We start from the raw sequence: 20,612 nt of genomic DNA, 5'->3' as shown, positions 1-20,612 counted from the left end.
TTGATACAGCTTGTGCTGTAATAAGGAGTTGGTTGCTTGTTTGACCGTTATGAATCCGGCGAGCGAGCCGTACTTGTTCATATCAACTTCACGCAAGAGGGAGAATGGGAAGACCTAAGCGAATGTGAAATGCTGGTCTCCTCTGCGGGGGTAGAAACGCTACAAGTGATTACTGGTAGCCGACAATCCCCACTCCCTAAATACTACGTTGGAGAAGGTAAAGCTCTAGAAATCGCACAAGCTGTTCAGCTAACCGGTGCTGAAATTGTGATTTTTAACCACTCTCTCTCTCCTGCCCAAGAGCGAAATCTCGAGCAATTGTGTAAATGTCGTGTGATTGATCGCACGGGTTTGATCTTAGATATTTTTGCACAACGTGCGCGAACTCATGAAGGTAAGCTACAAGTTGAGCTCGCTCAGCTTCGTCATATCTCTACCCGATTGATTCGTGGTTGGACTCACCTTGAAAGGCAGAAAGGTGGTATTGGTCTTCGTGGTCCAGGTGAAACTCAACTGGAAACCGATCGCCGTTTGTTGCGTGACCGTATAAAGGCAATACTGCGTCGTTTAGCGAAAGTCGCTAAGCAGCGTGAACAAGGACGACGTGCTCGTAATCGAGCTGAAATCCCAACAATTTCTTTGGTTGGTTATACCAACGCAGGGAAATCAACACTTTTCAATCGCATCACAAGTGCTGGTGTTTATGCGGCAGACCAACTGTTTGCAACCCTAGACCCAACACTGCGTAAGATTGATTTGGCAGATGTCGGGCCTGCAATTCTCGCAGATACCGTAGGTTTTATCCGTCATCTACCACACGACTTGGTCGCTGCGTTCAAGGCAACATTACAAGAGACGCAGGAAGCTGACATTTTGTTACATGTTGTTGATGCCAGTGATGACCGTTTTCGTGAGAACATTCAGGCTGTTCATGAAGTATTAGAAGAAATCGATGCTCATGAAGTGCCAACCCTTGTAGTCATGAACAAAATTGACTGCATGGAAGACCAAAAACCTCGAATTGAAAGAGACGAAGAGGGCGCACCTCGCGCTGTTTGGGTTTCTGCAATGGAAGGAGAAGGCATTGAACTGCTGTTTGAAGCTTTAACTGAGCGTTTAGCTAGCCAGATGGTTCAATTCCGGTTGTGTATTCCACATCAACATCAGGGCCGTATTCGTAGCTTATTCTTCGAGATGAAATGTATTCAACAGGAAGAGTATGATGAAAATGGTAACTTGTTGATAGATATCCGAATGCAACAAATAGATTGGTCTAAACTTGAAAAAAGAGAAGGGGCGCTCTTAGGTGACTTTATCGTTACCAAAGAGACTGCTACAGTATAACGTCATATCAAATGATGGAGCTTTCTAATGGCGTGGAATGAGCCTGGAAATAACAACAACGGCGATAATAACGGCCGCGATAATGACCCTTGGGGTAATAAAAATAATCGCGGCGGCCGAGATCAAGGACCGCCAGATCTAGACGAAGTGTTTAGTAAACTAAGTCAAAAGTTAGGTGGCAAGTTTGGTAAAAAGGGTGGCAACGGTAACGGGCCATCTATTGGTGGTGGCGGTGCAATTGGCTTTGGTGTCATTGCCGTTATTGCTGTTGCTATCTGGTTCTTCGCTGGTTTCTACACCGTTGGCGAAGCAGAAAGAGCAGTAGTACTTCGACTGGGTCAGTTCGACCGTATCGAAGAACCTGGTCTTAACTGGCACCCTCGCTTCATCGATGAAATTAAAGATGAGCAACTAGTCAACGTTCAAGCGATTCGTTCTCTGCGTGCTGCTGGCACGATGCTAACGAAAGATGAAAACGTTGTGACCGTTGAAATGGGTGTTCAATACCGTGTTTCTGACCCATACAAGTACTTGTATCGTGTAACGAATGCAGACGACAGTTTACGCCAAGCAACCGATTCTGCGCTTCGTGCAGTAATTGGTGACTCACTAATGGATAGTATCCTAACAAGTGGTCGTCAGCAGATTCGTCAAAGTACTCAAGAAACACTAAACCGCATTATCGATAGCTACGATATGGGTATTCTTATTGTTGACGTGAACTTCCAGTCAGCACGTCCACCAGAGCAAGTGAAAGATGCATTTGATGATGCTATCGCGGCTCGTGAGGATGAAGAGCGTTTCGAGCGTGAAGCTGAAGCTTACCGAAATGACATTCTTCCAAAAGCAACAGGTCGTGCTGAGCGTTTGAAGAAAGAAGCGGTGGGTTACTCAGAGCGCACAGTTAATGGTGCTCTAGGTCAAGTAGCTCAGTTCGAGAAACTGCTACCTGAATACCAAGCTGCGCCTGAAGTAACACGTAACCGTATGTACCTTGATACAATGGAAAAAGTGTACTCAAGCACATCGAAAGTCCTGATTGATTCTGAATCAAGCGGTAATTTGCTATACCTACCAATTGATAAGCTAGGCGCACAAGGTGGTTCTCAGTCGGGCACTCGCCCTGCAAAAGCATCATCAACTTACGATCAAATTGAGTTAGAAACTCAAGCTGATCCAAAGTCTAGCACTCAAACTCGTTCAGACAGTTCACGCCAAGGGAGATACTAATAATGCGTAAATTAATGATCCCTGTATTAGTTGTGACGATTGCCCTTCTATTGATGTCACTGTTTGTGATTCAAGAAGGCGAGCGTGGCATGGTAATTCGTTTTGGTCGAGTTCTCGACGACAACGGCGTATCACGAATCTATGAACCAGGCCTGCACTTTAAACTGCCACTGTTTGATCGCGTAAAAGTACTTGATGCTCGTATTCAAACGATGGATGGTCGTTCTGACCGTTTCGTAACATCAGAGAAAAAAGACGTTCTAATTGATACTTACGCAAAATGGCGTATTGCTGATTTTGGACGTTTCTATCTGAGTACTGGCGGCGGTAATATCATGACGGCAGAAGCACTTCTTGAGCGTAAGGTGACAGATGTTCTTCGTTCTGAAATTGGTTCTCGTGAAATTAAGCAGATCGTGTCAGGTCCTCGTAATAAGGACATCCTGCCAGACTCTGCTGATAGCGAAGTCGTCACAACGGTAGCGGCTGCAGAAGCACTAGAAGTTGATGGCGAACGCGATAAGATCATGGAAAACGTTTTGTCTGGAACGGCAGAAAGTGCGATGGCTGATTTAGGTGTTGAAGTTGTTGATTTCCGTATGAAGAAGATTAACCTTCCTGACGAAATTAGTGAATCTATCTACCGCCGTATGCGTGCAGAACGTGAGTCGGTTGCTCGTAGACACCGTTCTCAAGGTCGTGAGAAAGCGGAAGTTATCCGTGCTCAAGCTGAGCTAGAAGTGGCAACAGTTCTTGCTGAAGCTGACCGTACAGCTCGAATCACTCGTGGTGACGCGGATGCAGAAGCAGCGAAGATCTACTCTGATGCGTTCAGCAAAGATCCTGAGTTCTACGGCTTCATGCGTTCATTGCAAGCTTATGAGACATCATTTAGCGATAAGAGCGACATTCTAGTACTGGATCCGAAGACTGACTTCTTCCAATACATGAATCAAGCAAGCGGCGCTCCAGCGAAATAAGCTGATGCGTTAGCGAATGCTTAGCTCAATAAGCAAAATGCGTTAAAACTTAAAAGGCTCCCATTATGGGAGCCTTTTTGTTTTCTATTGTTTTCAGGTCTACGATTGGGGGCGCGAGGGAAGGCGCTCAATAGCGTTCTACTTATAGAAACCTAAACCTAGCGGTAGGTCATGAAAGCGATAACCGCTCCTGCCACCACAAGACAGCCGCCAATGCGACGCAGTTGTGTGTCTGGTTGTTCGCTCAGTTGCGCGACCATGTTTCTCCAGCCATTGGGTGCAATTAAGGGGCCGAGCCCTTCAACAATAAGTACGAGCCCAATAGCGAGCCAAATTGATTGAGACATGGTTCTGCCTTTTGTCTGTAAAAAAGCAATGATATCAGTATCTTCATACATTCGCCCTCAGTTATCACTGGTTTATTTTTGTACAGCGTTAACGTTTATGGACAAAAAGTGACTGCAAGAAGTGTGATTCAGTGCTAGACTCCATTTTTAATTAGCAACAGAAATTGGAAAGATGGGAAATAACGTAGTCGTTCTAGGCACCCAATGGGGTGATGAAGGTAAAGGTAAAATCGTTGACCTTTTAACTGAAGATGCAAAATACGTGGTTCGCTACCAAGGCGGTCACAATGCAGGTCACACACTTGTAATTGACGGTGAAAAAACCGTTCTTCACTTAATTCCATCAGGTATCCTACGCAATAACGTTAAATGTGTTATTGGTAACGGTGTAGTATTATCGCCTGACGCACTTCTAAAAGAAATGAAGCCTCTTGAAGATCGCGGTATCCCAGTACGTGAGCGTCTTTTCATCTCTGAAGCTTGTCCTCTAATTCTTCCGTACCACATTGCAATCGACAACGCGCGTGAAATCGCTCGTGGCGCTAAAGCTATCGGTACAACGGGTCGTGGTATCGGTCCAGCTTACGAAGATAAAGTTGCTCGTCGCGGTCTACGCGTTGGCGACCTTTTCGATAAAGAAGCATTTGCTGAGAAGCTAAAAGAAGTTATGGAATTCCACAACTTCCAACTAGAGCACTTCTACAAAGCTGAAACAGTAAGCTACGAAGAAGTTCTTGAGCAAGCGATGAGCTACGCAGACATGTTAACTGCGATGGTTATCGACGTAACTGACGAACTAGACGCAGCACGTAAGCGCGGCGACAAGATCATGTTCGAAGGTGCTCAAGGTACGCTACTAGATATCGACCACGGTACTTACCCATACGTAACGTCTTCTAACACGACTGCTGGTGGTGTTGCTGCAGGTTCTGGTTTCGGTCCTCGTCACATCGGTTACATCCTTGGTATTACTAAGGCTTACTGTACTCGTGTTGGTTCAGGTCCATTCCCAACTGAGCTATATGATGGCCTTGAAAAACAAGACCCAGTTGGTAAGCACCTAGGCGATGTTGGTCACGAGTTTGGCGCAACAACTGGTCGTCTACGTCGTACTGGTTGGTTCGATGCTGTTGCTATGCGTCGTGCAATCCAAATCAACTCTCTATCTGGTATGTGTCTAACTAAACTAGACGTTCTAGATGGCCTAGAAGAACTAAAAATCTGTACTGGCTACAAGATGAAAGATGGTTCTATCCTAGAAGTTTCTCCAATGGCTGCTGAGTCATTCGAAGAAGCGACGCCAATCTACGAAACAATGCCTGGTTGGTCTGAAAACACATTTGGTGCTAAATCTATCGACGCGCTTCCACAAGCTGCTCTAGATTACATTAAGCGTATCGAAGACCTAACTGGCGTTCCAATTGATATCGTATCAACTGGCCCAGATCGTAACGAAACTATCATCAAGGTTCACCCATACGGCGCGTAATGCCCGCTGAGTGATTACCACAGCACAAACATTGCTTTGATAATTAAAGTGCTCTGATAATGAAATAGTTTTCTAAAAGCCGACTTTATTAAGTCGGCTTTTTAATACCTGCAATTTAGCCACGCACTCTTTGATGGTGATCTTTTGAACGCCATCTGGCAAAATATTGCCCATTAGCGGCAAGTTTTGTCTAAAGCCGTCAGGGTTATTGCCGATACAGATATCATGGAAAGTGAAGTTCACCCTGTTTTGTGCGTGTAGAAATCCTCTGCACCCCTCAATAGATAACTTTAGCGACAGATAATAGAGTGCAGGTATGAAGCTACGAATTGTGGCAGCTTCATTAATAATGGCGCTGAGCTCACCCTTGAGTCATGCAAATTTGGCTGATGTGGGAGAGCCCGTTCCAATATATACAGAAGCTGAACTGATTAATTTAATCGAAAATAATCAACATCTAGAGCGAGTGAAAGCTGATAAGTGCCAGTTAGTTGAAGATATCGTTGCTCGTGCGACGCGTATTAGCTTGCCTTCTTATGAGTTTTTATACGGCGATATGTTGGCTTGGGGTGTGTGTGTTCCACAAGATGTAGAGCTTGGCCTTTACTATATGGAAAACGCGGCACATCAAGGTTTACCCGCTGCATTAGAGCAGTTAGGTCGTTATTACTCTCGTGGTACTTTGGTACAACAAGACAAAGAGCGTGCGATTCCGTATCTACGTGAAGCGGCCTCTATGGGTAACTTAAGTGCGAGTATCCACTTAGCTGAACTCTTGTTACGTGACTACGGTAGCCCATTAGACTATGAAGACGCTTACCGCTGGTTATACAACTCGGTGACAGCGGATCAAAGGCAGCATAAGCGTATCACCGTGCTTCGTAGCGGTCTAGAACAGAGAATGCCAGACAACATCATTGCTCGAGCAAAACGTCGAGACGTGTTCTGGTAAGATCGATTATTGAATCAGAGTAGATGATTAATGACTGCACTCGTTAATCATCTATCTTGATATAGAAATATATTGAGGTAAAAAAACTCGTATTAAAAAGGCCTCATAGATAAATTCCTATGAGGCCTTTTTTGATCTTAAGGGAAACCGTTTATCTCATTCAGTGACGTTATTGAACAACCTCACCAGACTCAATCACCGTTTCACGAACAACCTTGGTAAAATCGAGTGCTTCTTGACGAATCTTGTCTTCGTCTACCGTTAGCATGTCGCGGTCTTGCATAATGATCTTGCCATCAACGATCGTGTGGCGAACGTTACCCGAGTTAGCAGAGTAAACTAATGCTGAGTATGGGTTGTAGACCGGAACCATGTTTGGTGCCTTGGTATCGATCACTATGATGTCGGCAAGCTTACCAGCTTCAAGAGAGCCGATCTTATCTTCCATGTGGAGCGCTTTTGCTGCGCCCATTGTTGCCATGTCGATCACTTTGATCGGCGGCATCGCAGCACGATCTTTATTAACTAGCTTGTGAACCTTAGCGACTTGGTTGAACTCATCAATGGTGCTCAGTGTGTTACCAGACATTGGCCCATCTGTACCTAAACCGATACGTACGTTCTCGTCATACATCTTAAGCGCTGGTGATACGCCTTTTGCTGACTTGATATTAGCACTCATATTATGAGCTACGCCCATATCCGATTTCTTCACTAATTCGATATCGTGATCGTCTACTAGGATCATGTGTGCACCCACCAAGTTTTTGTTGAGTGCGCCAATGCTGTCCATGTATTGAACCGGGGATAACCCATCAGAACGCTCTGCGATTTTTTCTTCTTCACGATGTGATTCTGCAAGGTGAATCATTACTGGTACATCTAACTCTAGAGATAGCTTAGATATTTTCTGCAGGATCTCTGTGGTGTTGGTGTAAGGAGCATGCGGTGCAAACGCTGGTGTGATTCGCGGGTGATCTTTGTATTCTTCAATGAAGTTCAATGCGTACTTGATGCCTTCTTCGGCGTTGGCAGCATCCGCTACTGGAAACTTAATCACGGTTTCACCCAGAATGGCACGCATACCGATCTTATCGACAGTTTTCGCTACTTCATCTTCGAAGTAGTACATGTCGGCGTAAGTCGTGACACCGCCTTTTACCATTTCAACGTTACCTAGATTCGCACCAATGCGTACCATGTCTCGCGATACTAGCTTTTTCTCTAGTGGGAAGATGTAGCGGTGCAGGCGATCAGGCACATCATCGGCCAGCGAACGGAAAACCGTCATTGATACGTGAGTATGAGTATTGATGAGACCCGGCATAACGATATCGCCATCAACGTCTAACACTTGTTTCGCTTGGTACTGCTTCTCTAGTGAAGCATCACCTACCGCAATGATTTTGTTGTCTTTGACGACAACAGTACCGCTTTCATAAACCGTTTTGTCTTGGTTCATGGTTAGAACCATCGCATCGGTAATCATCAGGTCAGCTTTTTCCATTGCCGAACTCGCAAATGGAAATATAGCGAGGCTTGCCATTGCTGAAGCCAATAAAGTGCGTTTTAGTTTCATATCATACTCAGAACAGGAGTTGGTAAAGTGCGTGGATAATAGTGTATTTCATTCATGGCGCAAACGTTTGTTTTATCGTTTGCTTGAAATTTTGATGATAGTCCACGTCTATGAAGCGATGTTTCACAAAGTGAAGATATGTATCAATCTGAGGTTATTTGAGTGTTTTCCAAAGCATATCTGTAGCTTACCTCTAGCATCAGATATACTAGGGGTATATACCTTCCTTGCTTAAGCAGGCCCGCCTATGTCAAAAAACACACCAACGTCAGAAAACACGACAGCGACAACCACTGTTGATCCTTTTGCCGACCGAGAGTCGAAAAATTACGATAATCCAGTACCAAGCCGAGAGTTCATTATTTCGTTTCTAACAGACGCGAATATTCCGATGAACCGCAACGATCTATTCGAAGCTTTGGGTCTTGCTGGAGAGGAACAATATGAAGGGCTGCGTCGTCGTTTACGTGCAATGGAGCGTGATGGGCAGCTTATCTTTACTCGTCGTCAGTGCTACGCATTGCCTGAGAAGATGGAGCTGATCAAAGGCTATGTGATTGGTCATAAAGACGGTCATGGTTGGGTTCGCCCAGACGGCAGTGTGGGTAAAGACAATGATATCGTGCTGCCGCATCATCAGATGAAAACCATCATGCATGGTGATTACGTATTGGTTCAGCCTACTGATAACAGTAAGCGTGGCCGTCGTGAAGGCCGCTTGGTTCGTGTGCTTGAAGAGCGTAAAACGCCACTTGTTGGTCGCTTCTTCCTAGAGTATGGCCATTCTTACGTTGTTGCTGATGATTCGCGTATTAGTCACGACATCCAGATCCCTACTGAGCATAAAGGCGGTGCTCGAATGGGTAATGTGGTTGTGATTGAAATTACGGATCGCGGCGGTCGTTCTCGTAACATGATGGGTAAAGTGACCGAAGTTCTTGGTGAGAATATGGCGCCGGGTATGGAAACGCAGATCGCGATTCGTACTCACCAGATCCCACAAGAGTGGCCTGAAGCGGTAGATAAACAAATCGAAAACCTAGGTGAGCATGTTCCTGAAGAAGCAAAAGAAGGACGTGTAGACCTGCGTAAGCTGCCATTGGTTACGATTGATGGTGAAGATGCGCGTGACTTCGATGATGCGGTTTATTGTGAAGCGAAGAAAGGCGGCGGCTGGCGCCTATGGGTAGCGATTGCTGACGTAAGTTACTACGTTCGCCCAGATACAGCGCTAGACAAAGAGGCGATTAACCGTGGTAACTCGGTATACTTCCCGTCACAAGTTGTACCAATGCTGCCTGAAGTGCTTTCAAATGGTTTGTGTTCATTGAACCCTCAAGTAGACCGTTTATGTATGGTGTGTGAGATGACTATCTCAGACAAAGGTAAGCTGTCGGGTTACAAGCACTACGAAGCGGTAATGAACTCTCATGCTCGTCTTACTTACAACAAAGTAGGCGCGATCTTAGATGGCAATGAAGAACTTCGTGAGCGTTACGAACCAGAAGTACCGCACCTTGAAGAGCTTCATAAGATGTACAAGGTGCTTAAGAAAACGCGTGATGAGCGTGGTGCGATTGAGTTTGAAACCGTTGAAACCAAATTTATCTTCAATGCGGATCGTAAGATCGACCGTATTGAACCGGTAGTACGTAACGACGCACACAAGATCATCGAAGAGTGTATGATTCTTGCGAACATCGCATCGGCATCTTACGTAGAAAAAGCGAAAGAGCCTGCGCTGTACCGTGTTCACGAAACTCCGGGCGAAGAGCGCTTAATGGGCTTCAAGAGCTTCTTAAGTGAATTAGGTTTAACGCTGGAAGGTGGTCTTTCACCATCTCCGGTAGACTACGCGCAACTGATGCAACAGATTAACGAACGTGAAGATCGTGAGTTAATCCAAACCATGCTACTGCGCTCGATGAAGCAAGCTGTCTACAACGCGGACAACGCGGGTCACTTTGGTTTAGCTCTTAAACGCTATGCTCACTTTACCTCGCCGATTCGTCGTTACCCTGACTTGCTATTGCACCGTGCGATTAAGTACCTTATTGCGAAAGAAGGTGGTCGTAACAGCGAACGTTGGACGCCAACGGGTGGTTACCACTACACTTTCGATGATATGGATTTCTACGGCGAGCAGTGTTCAATGACTGAACGTCGTGCTGATGACGCAACGCGTGAAGTGAACGACTGGTTGAAGTGCGAATACATGCAAGACCATGTCGGTGAAGTGATGGATGGCGTGATTGCCAACGTGACTGGCTTCGGCTTCTTTGTTCGTCTAACTGAACTGCACATCGATGGCTTGGTACATATCTCAGCGCTAGCGAACGATTACTACCAATTTGATGCTGTTGGTCAGCGCCTAGTGGGTGAAAGCTCAGGTAATATCTACCGCTTGGGTGATTCGGTTAAAGTGAAGGTTTCTGCGGTTAACTTAGAAACTCGCCAAATCGACTTTGACTTAGAAGACACTGATCGTCAGCCGCGTGGTAAAGGCAAAACAGCCAAGAAGCGTGCAGCAGAAGCGATGAAAAAGGCGAAAAGCAAGAAGCGTTCAGCAGTGAAGAGCAATAAGCCGGGTGTGTCAGCGAAGCCTATGGTTGAGCCAACTAAGCGACCTGATGGCAGCAGTGAAAGCTCTGCTAAGAAGAAAAAGCCAGCGAATAAAACCGGTGCTGCTAAAGCTCGCGCAAAGAAAAAGCGTGCTGCAAGCCGTAAGCCAAAGGCAGATAAGTCTTAAGACTGATAAATCTTAAGGCTAATAAGGCGCTCTGCTAATCAGGTTTAGCGCCTAACTGATTTAATTTAATGCGAGAGTATCAGGCGCAAGACGCATACTCTCGAAATGAACAATACAGAGAGGGATGCATCGACATTGATGTTATTCTTTTCTGAGCAATAAGAGTAAGTTGAGACAATGAGTAACGAATTTATTTACGGTATTCACGCGGTGAAAGCCGTACTAGAAAAAGATCCTGCACGTTTTATTGAAGCGTATGTACTGAAAGGTCGCCAAGACGAGCGTCTTCTTCCATTACTGAACCAACTGCAACAGTTTGGTGTGTCGATTCAACAGATGGGTCGTAAGCCGCTGGATGAAAAAGCACAAGGTGCGAATCACCAAGGTCTTATTGCTAAGGTGAAGCCTGCTAAGCAGCTTAATGAAACTCACCTAGATGATATCCTAGCGCAGCACGAACAGCCTTTGCTGCTGGTTCTAGATGGCGTAACAGACCCTCATAACCTAGGCGCTTGTCTGCGTAACGCGGATGCTGCTGGTGTGGCGGCAGTTATCGTACCGAAAGACCGTTCTTCGCCGTTAACGGCAACGGTAAGCAAGGTTGCATGTGGTGCGGCTGAAACGGTTCCGCTAGTACGTGTAACTAACCTGGCTCGCACAATGCGTGCACTGCAAGAGCAGGGCGTATGGTTTGTGGGTACGGCAGGTGAAGCAACGCATGATATCTACCAAGCGAAGCTAACCGGCCCTCTTGCGGTAGTTATGGGTGCAGAAGGTGACGGTATGCGTCGTCTAACGCGTGAAACCTGTGATGACCTAATTAAGATCCCAATGGCAGGTAGCGTGTCGAGCCTAAACGTTTCGGTAGCATCAGGTATCTGTCTGTTCGAAGCGGTACGTCAGCGTTTAGCTCAGTAATCGATTGAAAAACTTCAAATATTAAACGCTCATTACTTAGGTGATGGGCGTTTGTTTTATAGACTCAAATAGGGTGGAAAATGCGATTGCTGGATGGCTAGATGGCGAAAGAGAAACTGTTTCATTATTCGCCAAATATCACTTGCTAATACCGAGCTCTTTCTATAATATTTGCCGTCCTTAAAACTCGGTCATTTATCTTTAGTTCCTTGCTTCCTCTGGACGACCGGGCCACTCGTGGAAGCTAATAATCCGTAAGGAGCAACCAAATGCGTCATTACGAAATCGTATTCATGGTTCACCCTGATCAAAGCGAGCAAGTTGCTGGCATGATCGAGCGTTACACTGGTTCTATCACTGAAGCTGGCGGTACTATCCACCGTCTAGAAGACTGGGGTCGTCGTCAAATGGCTTACCCAATCAACAAGCTTCACAAAGCTCACTACGTTCTTATGAACGTTGAAGCTGGTCAAGAAGTGATTGACGAGCTAGAAACTGCTTTCCGTTTCAACGATGCAGTTCTACGTAACATGATCATGCGCACTAAAGGCGCTGTGACTGAGCAATCTATTATGCTTAAGCAAAAAGAAGAGCGTGCAGAGCGTGCTCCTCGTCGCGAAGAGCGTACAGAAGCTAAACCAGAAGCAGCTGCTGAGTAATTCTTTTTTGGCTTAACGCCTTAAAAAATTCTCAACTTGTTTTAGGTCATTGATAGTTATTTCGATAATTGTGAAAGACCGCTTTACTAAATTTAAGATCAGGAGATAGCCCATGGCTCGTTTCTTCCGTCGTCGTAAATTCTGCCGTTTCACTGCAGAAGGCGTACAAGAGATTGACTACAAAGACGTAGCAACTCTTAAAAACTACATCACTGAAGCTGGTAAAATCGTACCTAGCCGTATCACTGGTACAAGCGCTAAGTACCAGCGTCAACTAGCTCGCGCTATCAAGCGTTCTCGTTACCTAGCTCTACTACCGTACACTGACAAGCATCAGTAATCGGTAATAGTTAATAATAGTTTAAGAGGACTAAGATAATGCAAGTTATTCTACTTGATAAGATCGGTAACCTAGGTGGCCTTGGCGACCAAGTAAACGTTAAATCTGGTTACGCTCGTAACTTCCTTATCCCACAGGGTAAAGCAGTTATGGCAACTAAAGACAACGTTGCTATGTTCGAAACTCGTCGTGCTGAACTAGAAGCTAAAGTTGCTGAGCAACTAGCTGCTGCTGAAGCTCGTGCAGAGAGCGTTAACACTCTAGAAGGCGTTACAATCGCTTCTAAAGCTGGTGACGAAGGTAAACTATTCGGTTCTATCGGTACTCGTGACATCGCTGACGCTATTACAGCGGCAGGTGTTGCAGTAGCTAAGAGCGAAGTACGCCTACCTGAAGGCGCTCTACGTAACATCGGCGAATTCGAAGTAAGCATCCAACTTCACTCTGAAGTTTTTGCTACTGCGAAAATCGCTATCGTTGCAGCTGAGTAATTTCAGTACCAAGACGAATTCTTTCTTTTGAAAGTTTTAAACACCAGCTTCGGCTGGTGTTTTTTTATGTCTGGAATATAGGAAAGTACAAGGAAGGACTCTGGTAAGTAAAAAGCTTACAGTGATCCATAAGCTGTTATTGCTGAACTGGTCGTTCTCAAGGTTAGAAGTAGTCTTAAGATTAGAATTGGAATAGCAGGTTGATAGATAGAATAGAGTCTTCTTTGCTTAATCCTTCAGGCACTTTATCGTGGTATTGGCGAGAGTGAGCGATCTTTAGTGCGATATTGTCGGTAATATCATTGATGGCTTCGAGTTCGGTATCAAACTTTAGGTTACTGTGGCCAGACACAAGCGTCACGTCTGCCTTGAGCTGTAAATTCTTCAAGACCTGCCAAGACGTATTCACGTTGCCACGAAAAATCGCTTCTTCAACAATCTCCGGAAAGATGATGTCATCGTCGTCTAGCTCATCAAGATTTGGCTCTTGGTAACGAAAACCAGGCCCAACTTCGACTTCCAGCACAAACTCTTCGGTATTCGAAAACTGGTAACCTAGACCACTAGAAACGGTGTAGTCCTTAAAGTAAGCACTGTATCGTGAGTCGACCCCCTTAAAGCTGCCGTAAAGGTAGGTTTTAGGGCTTAGCTTGTAGTCACTCTGAGCCGAGTAAGTCGATTGCCTTTTATCTTCTTCGCCATCTTTGTAAAGGTTGTAGTATTTCCATTCACCACTGGTTCTATGGCGGCCAGCCGTGTACTCACCGTTAAGGCGTGCGTTAAGCGATCGTGAATCCGAATTACCAGTATGCGACTGATATCCAAATTCGACTTCCGTTTTCAGTGGGTTCGGCAGTTCTGTGTCACTTGTATCACTCGGTGCGATATCCATATCTTTTTCTTCAGATGTCGGTGCAACGACGATCGGCTCAGCAGTAGGTTCTGGTACTACTATAGAGTCAAGGATTGCATCAACAGAGGCTTTAGTATCATCAGCTAAGGCCAACGGAGTGCTCAGGAGGCCGATGCTTAGAAGACCAGTGCTCAGAGCCAATAATTTGGACACGCATACCTCAAGTTATACAGTGAATGAATGGCAGGATCGTAATGCTACCCTTGGTTAATTCCGTCAGCAATAGGTAAATTCTTCCTGAAGAATAAAACAAACTCATAGGATCGGATTACAAACGGATGTTCTTGGGTATAATGAACGATCATTATTAGTTATTGAGTGTAGTCATAGTGGATACCAAAAGTCAGAAATCAGCCAACGATCAGGTGGACGCCATCAAGGTCCCGCCACATTCATTAGAAGCTGAGCAATCTGTTATTGGCGGTTTGTTATTGGATAACGAACGCTGGGATACGGTTGCTGAAAAGGTTGTGGCCAAAGACTTTTATAGCCGTCCTCACCGTCTGATCTTTGAAGCGGTAAAGGATATCCTTGAAGAAAGTTCTCCTCTGGATCTTATTACACTCTCTGAACATTTAGAGCTGCGTGAGCAACTTGAAGAAGTGGGTGGCTTTGCCTACCTTGCTGACCTAGCGAAAAACACCCCAAGTGCCGCAAACATCAACGCCTATGCGGATATCGTGGCGCAGCGTGCACTTGTTCGTAGCCTGATTGGTGTCGCAAATGAGATTGCTGATTCTGGTTATGATCCTCAAGGTCGTACATCGGAAGAGCTTGTTGATCTGGCTGAAAGTAAAGTCTTCGCGATTGCCGAAGGCCGTGCAAGTGAAAACGAAGGTCCACAAAACGTTGATAGCATTCTAGAGAAGACACTAGAACGTATCGAGATCTTGTATAAAACACCGCAAGATGGTGTGACCGGTGTCGATACAGGTTTCAACGACCTCAATAAGAAAACAGCAGGTCTGCAAGGTTCTGACTTAATCATCGTTGCTGCTCGTCCATCGATGGGTAAAACCACGTTTGCGATGAACTTGTGTGAAAACGCAGCGATGAAGCAAGACAAACCTGTTTTAATTTTCTCGTTAGAGATGCCAGCCGAACAGCTGATGATGCGTATGCTTGCGTCACTTTCTCGAGTTGACCAAACCAAGATTCGTACCGGTCAGTTAGACGATGAAGATTGGGCTCGTATTTCGTCGAGTATGGGTATTCTGATGGATAAGAAGAATATGTATATCGATGACAGCTCGGGCCTGACTCCAACCGAAGTACGTTCTCGTGCTCGACGTATCGCTCGTGAACACGATGGTATCTCTATGATCATGATAGATTACCTTCAATTAATGCGTGTACCTTCGTTATCTGATAACCGTACTCTTGAGATCGCCGAGATTTCTCGCTCATTGAAAGCGTTAGCAAAAGAACTGAATGTTCCGGTTGTCGCACTTTCTCAGCTTAACCGTTCCCTAGAGCAACGTGCTGATAAGCGTCCAGTAAACTCGGATTTGCGTGAATCAGGTTCGATTGAGCAAGATGCCGACTTAATCATGTTTATCTATCGTGATGAGGTTTATAACCCAGATAGTTCACTGAAAGGCATTGCTGAGATCATCCTTGGTAAGCAACGTAACGGTCCGATCGGTTCGGTTCGTCTTACGTTCCAAGGCCAACACTCCCGATTTGATAACTATGCAGGCCCTGCATTTGATGATGAGTAATCGCTAATGACTTACATGAAAGCGGCGACGGCGAGCATTGACTTAAACGCGCTCGAACATAACCTGAACCAGATAAAGTCGAAGGCTCCTCAGTGTAAGGTCATGTCTGTTGTGAAAGCCAATGGCTACGGACACGGCTTACTGCATATTGCCAAGCATTCAAAAAGCTCTGATGCATTCGGTGTGGCGCGTATTGAAGAAGCGTTACAACTTCGTGCTGGTGGCATTGTTAAACCTATTTTGTTGCTGGAAGGGTTTTACTCTTCGGGCGATTTGCCAATCTTGGTGACCAATAACATTCAAACTGTGGTGCATTGTGAAGAGCAATTAAGCGCGCTAGAGAATGCGGATTTGGAAACCCCCGTTGTGGTATGGCTAAAAGTCGACAGTGGTATGCACCGATTAGGTGTTCGCCCTGAGCAATATCAAAACTTTGTTGAGCGTTTGCATCAATGTGCGAATGTTGCCAAACCTCTACGTTACATGAGCCACTTCGGTTGTGCTGATGAACTGGATAGAGCAACCACCGTTGAACAGACCGAGCTTTTCTTGTCTCTTACCGAAGGCTGTGAAGGTGAGCGTTCACTTGCTGCCTCTGCGGGTTTACTCGCTTGGCCTGACAGCCACCTTGATTGGGTTCGTCCGGGAATCATCTCTTACGGTGTGTCACCGTTTGTGGATAAATCAGCGCAAGAGCTTGGATTTTTGCCAGTGATGACCCTGACCTCACACCTGATTGCAGTGCGCGATGTGAAAGCCGGTGAGAGTGTGGGTTATGGCGGAAACTGGACCAGTGAACGTGATACCAAAGTTGGTGTTATCGCGATTGGTTACGGTGATGGTTATCCTCGTACAGCACCTAACGGCACTCCAGTGTTCGTTAACGGTCGAAAAGTACCGATCGCAGGACGTGTTTCCATGGACATGCTAACCGTAGACCTTGGCCCTGATGCGGCAGATAAAGTCGGTGATGAAGCGACATTATGGGGTAAAGATTTGCCTTCAGAAGAAGTCGCAGAACATATCGGTACTATCGCTTACGAACTGGTCACTAAACTGACTTCACGTGTGGCGATGGAGTATGTGAAGTAGCTATGGATATTGTAAAGTAAATGATGTTCAAGCGAACGACTCGACAACTAGTGATGTCAGCAATGGCGCTACTCGGTGTCAGCTTTTCTTCTTCAGCCCTTAGCGAAGAAAAAGACTCGGCCTTTGTCCCTTTCTACTTCAGCACCGAAACCATGGGTAATACTTTTGGGGTTGCTGGTGTCGCAAAGGGTGTTTGGCAACCTCAAGCTGCCCTGTTTGGTATGGCGCTTTATTCAGATAAAGACAGTTATGTCGGTTTCTTATCTGCCTTTAACTACGCTTTGTCTGAGAATGTTTTATTCAGCACTCAGATGTATCAAGCTCGCTTCAACGACAACCCGTATTACCTTGGTTCCCAAGGCGATAATGACTCATCTATTGATGACAAAACCATTGCCGATGGCTTAGAAGAAAACTATCAGTTTGAGTTTAAGTATCTGCTGCCTTGGGGCAATGTTGCAGAGCATGGCTTGTTAGGGGCATTTCAACCCATCAAAGACGTGAGCTTTGCTTCTCCATTAGAGTCGGGTGTCAGTTCGATTGTCTTTACGCCTTTTTATACCTCCCGAGAGTTAGAAGGCTTAAACAATTCTGAAGAGGCGACAGGCTTTAGCTTAGCGTTTGATTGGGATAACCGGGATAGCACACGTAACCCAACCACGGGCTCTCATACTAACCTTGAATTCACCACTGGCGCAGAAAGCTGGTCTAACGACGATTTATGGTTGAAGTGGACGTTCCAAAACAGTCAGTACTTCGCATTAGGCCCTTTAGGTGACCTGTTCGACCAACAAGTCGTGGCGCTCGATTTCTATACTGTTGATACACCAACCTGGGATAACTGCTCTGGGCAAGATTGTGCTCGCCCACCGGAAACTGAACAAGCTCGATTGGGTGGTTTGTATCGATTACGAGGTTATACCGGAGGTCGCTACCACGGACGTTCTGCGGTTCATTACTCTGCTGAGTACCGAGTGATTCCTGACTGGCAACCTTTGGGTGATATCCCGCTGATTAACTATTACGATTTGCCTTGGTGGCAATGGGTAGCGTTTGCCGAAGCCGGGCGCGTTGCGGATGAGTACGATATAAAAACACTGCACTCGGATATGAAATGGAGCTTAGGTGGCGCGGTTCGTTTCCAAGTGGAAGGCATTGTTGTACGTGCTGAGTTGGCGCGAGGTGGTGACGAAGGGACCTTTAGGGTCATGATAAATCAGCCCTTCTAAAGCTTTCGGCCTGCAGTAGGCCAAATACTATTTTTATAAGAGTGGTTGTGGAAACACACCACTCTTTTTTATTAAGAAGATCTAGCTTTCAAACCGTCTACTCACCTTGAATCGTAGCAACAACCGTACGGCTGCCACCACAATCTCGATGCTCACCTAAGTAAATGCCCTGCCATGTTCCTAAAGCTAAACGACCATTGCTAATTGGTATTGTCACACTGGTGCCAAGTGTCGATGCTTTAATGTGGGCTGGCATGTCATCATCGCCTTCATAGGTGTGTCTGTAGTAGGGTGCTCGCTCAGGTACAAACTTATTAAAGTGTGATTCCATATCGGTACGGACGGTAGGATCAGCGTTCTCGTTTAGCGTGAGGCTGGCAGAGGTATGTTGGATAAAAAGATGTAATAAACCAACAGATAGAGAATTGATATCGTGTATCTGTTGTTCAATTTCATCAGTAATGAGATGGAATCCACGCTTTCGTGCATTTAGGTGTATAGTCTTCTGAATCCACATACGCCATCCTTTATAATGTATTTGGAAAAAAAGTGGTTTAACGCTATCTTTTGAACTTGAATTTATCAGGTATCGCTCACATTTAATTATGTTAGAGCTAGAGTCTGTACCGATTCTTCTATCAGGAAATCGAATCCTGATTTATCTCAAGGTACAGCTCTTCATATGCGGCATAATACGTCGTGAAAAAAAATTACAAAGAATCTTTCAGTGGTGACGCGGTTTGGTCATCACAGAAAAATATAAACTTTCGCCTAATCGGGGGTTCTATTCATCACCTAGGTGACGTTTAGAATAAAACCTACAGTAACATCGGGATAGATACCATGTTGAAAAATATCAACCCAACGCAAACACAAGCGTGGAAAGCTCTAACTGCACATTTTGAGTCTGCTCAAGATATGGATATGAAAGAGCTGTTTGCTCAAGATGCAAAGCGTTTCGAGAGCTTTTCTACTCGTTTCGGTTCTGACATCTTAGTAGATTACTCTAAGAACCTTATCGATGCTGAAACGATGCAGCACCTATTTGCTCTTGCAAACGAGACTGAAGTTAAGTCTGCAATCGAAGCAATGTTCGGTGGTGATGCAATCAACAAGACTGAAGGTCGTTCAGTGCTTCACACTGCTCTACGTAACCGTAGTGATAAGCCAGTAATGGTTGATGGCAAGGACGTAATGCCAGCAGTAAATGCAGTACTAGCAAAAATGGAGCTGTTCACACACCGTATCGTTTCTGGTGAGTGGAAAGGTTACACAGGTAAAGAGATCACTGATGTAGTTAACATCGGTATCGGCGGTTCGGACCTTGGTCCATACATGGTGACTGAAGCGCTAACGCCATACAAAACTCGTCTAAACATGCACTTCGTTTCTAACGTAGATGGTACGCACATCGTTGAGACACTTAAGCCTCTAAACCCAGAAACGACACTATTCTTAGTGGCATCTAAAACATTCACTACTCAAGAAACAATGACTAACGCGCACTCTGCTCGTGATTGGTTCTTGGCTGAAGCGGGTGATAACGCACACGTAGCTAAACACTTCGCAGCACTATCAACAAACGCAGCTTCAGTGGCTGAGTTTGGTATTGATACTGACAACATGTTCGAATTCTGGGACTGGGTTGGTGGTCGTTACTCACTATGGTCTGCAATCGGCCTTTCTATCTCACTATCTGTTGGCTTCGATAACTTCGTAGAGCTATTAGATGGCGCTCACGAGATGGATAACCACTTTGCTTCAACTGAGTTTGAAAGCAACATCCCAGTTATCCTTGCGCTTATCGGCATTTGGTACAACAACTTCCACGGCGCTGAGTCAGAAGCAATCCTACCTTACGATCAATACATGCACCGTTTTGCTGCTTACTTCCAGCAAGGTAACATGGAATCGAACGGTAAGTTTGTAGACCGCGAAGGCAACCCGGTAGAGTACCAAACAGGTCCTATCATCTGGGGTGAACCTGGTACAAACGGCCAGCACGCTTTCTACCAACTGATTCACCAAGGTACTAAGCTGATCCCATCAGATTTCATTGCGCCTGCTATCAGTCACAACCCAGCATCTGATCACCACCAGAAGCTGATGTCTAACTTCTTTGCTCAAACTGAAGCACTAGCATTCGGTAAGACAAAAGAAACTGTGGAAGCTGAATTCCTAGCTGCTGGCAAAACAGCTGAAGAAGTTGCTGAGCTAGTACCTTTCAAAGTGTTTGAAGGTAACCGCCCAACGAACTCTATTCTTGTTAAGCAAATTACACCTCGCTCTTTAGGTAACCTAATCGCGATGTACGAGCACAAGATCTTCGTTCAAGGTGTTATCTGGAATATCTTCAGCTTCGACCAATGGGGCGTAGAACTTGGTAAGCAACTAGCAAACCAAATTCTTCCAGAGCTTGCTGATGATGCTCAAGTAACGTCTCACGACAGCTCAACGAATGGTCTAATCAACGCATTTAAAGCGCTTAAAGCTTAATTGAGTTGATAACCTAAAAAGAAACGCCAACCTTCGGGTTGGCGTTTTTGTATCTGTAGAGTAAGCAATGGTTAAATCGCAGG

At 45.5% G+C, this 20,612-nt stretch carries 18 protein-coding genes; 14 read left to right on the top strand and 4 right to left on the bottom strand.

Features of this window, described 5'->3' with window-relative positions:
- Positions 1–36 precede the first annotated feature (36 nt).
- The 3 genes from hflX to hflC are packed head-to-tail and all read left to right on the top strand — an operon-like array spanning position 37 to position 3,554.
- Positions 37–1,344 carry a ribosome rescue GTPase HflX gene (hflX, locus tag QQ041_RS00265; protein WP_017059928.1) on the top strand — a complete coding sequence of 436 codons (1,308 nt, stop codon included), beginning with the start codon at positions 37–39 and terminating at the stop codon, positions 1,342–1,344.
- A 27-nt stretch (positions 1,345–1,371) separates the two neighbouring features.
- Positions 1,372–2,574 carry an FtsH protease activity modulator HflK gene (gene hflK, locus QQ041_RS00260; protein ID WP_285952831.1) on the top strand — a complete coding sequence of 401 codons (1,203 nt, stop codon included), beginning with the start codon at positions 1,372–1,374 and terminating at the stop codon, positions 2,572–2,574.
- Positions 2,575–2,576: 2 nt separating this feature from the next.
- On the top strand, positions 2,577–3,554 hold the full coding sequence (hflC, locus tag QQ041_RS00255) for a protease modulator HflC (protein WP_102478974.1): 978 nt from the start codon (positions 2,577–2,579) through the stop codon (positions 3,552–3,554).
- Between the two features lie 158 nt (positions 3,555–3,712).
- On the opposite strand, the gene QQ041_RS00250 is transcribed toward hflC, so the two are convergent.
- On the bottom strand, positions 3,713–3,901 hold the full coding sequence (locus tag QQ041_RS00250; RefSeq protein WP_010434105.1) for a DUF2065 domain-containing protein: 189 nt from the start codon (positions 3,899–3,901) through the stop codon (positions 3,713–3,715).
- Between the two features lie 172 nt (positions 3,902–4,073).
- Here QQ041_RS00250 and QQ041_RS00245 point away from each other — a divergent pair, with 172 nt between their 5' ends.
- Both QQ041_RS00245 and QQ041_RS00240 read left to right on the top strand, forming a co-directional pair.
- Positions 4,074–5,390 carry an adenylosuccinate synthase gene (locus tag QQ041_RS00245; protein ID WP_010434108.1) on the top strand — a complete coding sequence of 439 codons (1,317 nt, stop codon included), beginning with the start codon at positions 4,074–4,076 and terminating at the stop codon, positions 5,388–5,390.
- Between the two features lie 316 nt (positions 5,391–5,706).
- Positions 5,707–6,342: a tetratricopeptide repeat protein gene (locus QQ041_RS00240; RefSeq protein WP_061019827.1), complete on the top strand. Its 636-nt coding sequence runs from the start codon at positions 5,707–5,709 to the stop codon at positions 6,340–6,342.
- Between the two features lie 169 nt (positions 6,343–6,511).
- Here QQ041_RS00240 and QQ041_RS00235 read toward each other — a convergent pair whose 3' ends face one another.
- Complete coding sequence (locus tag QQ041_RS00235; RefSeq protein WP_146491333.1) at positions 6,512–7,921, bottom strand: amidohydrolase; 1,410 nt, start codon at positions 7,919–7,921, stop codon at positions 6,512–6,514.
- A gap of 247 nt (positions 7,922–8,168) precedes the next feature.
- Between QQ041_RS00235 and rnr the strand changes: the two genes are divergently transcribed.
- From rnr to rplI, 5 genes are all read left to right on the top strand, one after another.
- The gene (rnr, locus tag QQ041_RS00230) at positions 8,169–10,670 is read left to right on the top strand and encodes a ribonuclease R (protein WP_132982594.1); all 2,502 of its coding nucleotides are present in this window, start codon (positions 8,169–8,171) and stop codon (positions 10,668–10,670) included.
- A gap of 177 nt (positions 10,671–10,847) precedes the next feature.
- Positions 10,848–11,588: a 23S rRNA (guanosine(2251)-2'-O)-methyltransferase RlmB gene (gene rlmB, locus QQ041_RS00225; RefSeq protein ID WP_017063180.1), complete on the top strand. Its 741-nt coding sequence runs from the start codon at positions 10,848–10,850 to the stop codon at positions 11,586–11,588.
- Between the two features lie 269 nt (positions 11,589–11,857).
- Entirely contained in the window at positions 11,858–12,247 is a 390-nt protein-coding gene (gene rpsF, locus QQ041_RS00220) for a 30S ribosomal protein S6 (RefSeq protein ID WP_004741278.1), read from the top strand.
- A gap of 112 nt (positions 12,248–12,359) precedes the next feature.
- A complete protein-coding gene (rpsR, locus tag QQ041_RS00215; protein ID WP_000090472.1) occupies positions 12,360–12,587 on the top strand; it encodes a 30S ribosomal protein S18 in 228 nt (75 codons plus the stop codon).
- A 38-nt stretch (positions 12,588–12,625) separates the two neighbouring features.
- Complete coding sequence (gene rplI, locus QQ041_RS00210) at positions 12,626–13,078, top strand: 50S ribosomal protein L9 (protein WP_010434182.1); 453 nt, start codon at positions 12,626–12,628, stop codon at positions 13,076–13,078.
- Between the two features lie 181 nt (positions 13,079–13,259).
- On the opposite strand, the gene QQ041_RS00205 is transcribed toward rplI, so the two are convergent.
- Positions 13,260–14,144, bottom strand: coding sequence for a DUF481 domain-containing protein (locus tag QQ041_RS00205; RefSeq protein ID WP_285952830.1), 885 nt, complete (start codon positions 14,142–14,144; stop codon positions 13,260–13,262).
- A 176-nt stretch (positions 14,145–14,320) separates the two neighbouring features.
- On the opposite strand from QQ041_RS00205, the gene QQ041_RS00200 reads away from it, so the two are divergent.
- From QQ041_RS00200 to QQ041_RS00190, 3 genes are read left to right on the top strand one after another with little or no spacing between them, the layout of a single operon-like run.
- Positions 14,321–15,712 (top strand): replicative DNA helicase, encoded by a 1,392-nt coding sequence (locus QQ041_RS00200; RefSeq protein ID WP_016767560.1) that lies wholly within the window; start codon positions 14,321–14,323, stop codon positions 15,710–15,712.
- Positions 15,713–15,718: 6 nt separating this feature from the next.
- The gene (gene alr, locus QQ041_RS00195; RefSeq protein WP_017065624.1) at positions 15,719–16,804 is read left to right on the top strand and encodes an alanine racemase; all 1,086 of its coding nucleotides are present in this window, start codon (positions 15,719–15,721) and stop codon (positions 16,802–16,804) included.
- Between the two features lie 23 nt (positions 16,805–16,827).
- The gene (locus tag QQ041_RS00190) at positions 16,828–18,033 is read left to right on the top strand and encodes a BamA/TamA family outer membrane protein (protein WP_285952835.1); all 1,206 of its coding nucleotides are present in this window, start codon (positions 16,828–16,830) and stop codon (positions 18,031–18,033) included.
- A gap of 97 nt (positions 18,034–18,130) precedes the next feature.
- Here the strand turns inward: QQ041_RS00190 and QQ041_RS00185 are convergent, their stop codons facing one another.
- Positions 18,131–18,550, bottom strand: coding sequence for a secondary thiamine-phosphate synthase enzyme YjbQ (locus tag QQ041_RS00185; RefSeq protein ID WP_146491335.1), 420 nt, complete (start codon positions 18,548–18,550; stop codon positions 18,131–18,133).
- 326 nt (positions 18,551–18,876) lie between these two features.
- On the opposite strand from QQ041_RS00185, the gene pgi reads away from it, so the two are divergent.
- A complete protein-coding gene (pgi, locus tag QQ041_RS00180; protein ID WP_285952829.1) occupies positions 18,877–20,529 on the top strand; it encodes a glucose-6-phosphate isomerase in 1,653 nt (550 codons plus the stop codon).
- Positions 20,530–20,612 lie beyond the last annotated feature (83 nt).

This window comes from Vibrio sp. TMPB1044, from assembly GCF_030442075.1.
Lineage (GTDB): Bacteria > Pseudomonadota > Gammaproteobacteria > Enterobacterales > Vibrionaceae > Vibrio > Vibrio satsumensis.
The sequence above is the reverse complement of the archived record's forward strand: the minus strand, read 5'-3'. Positions and strand labels throughout refer to the sequence as shown.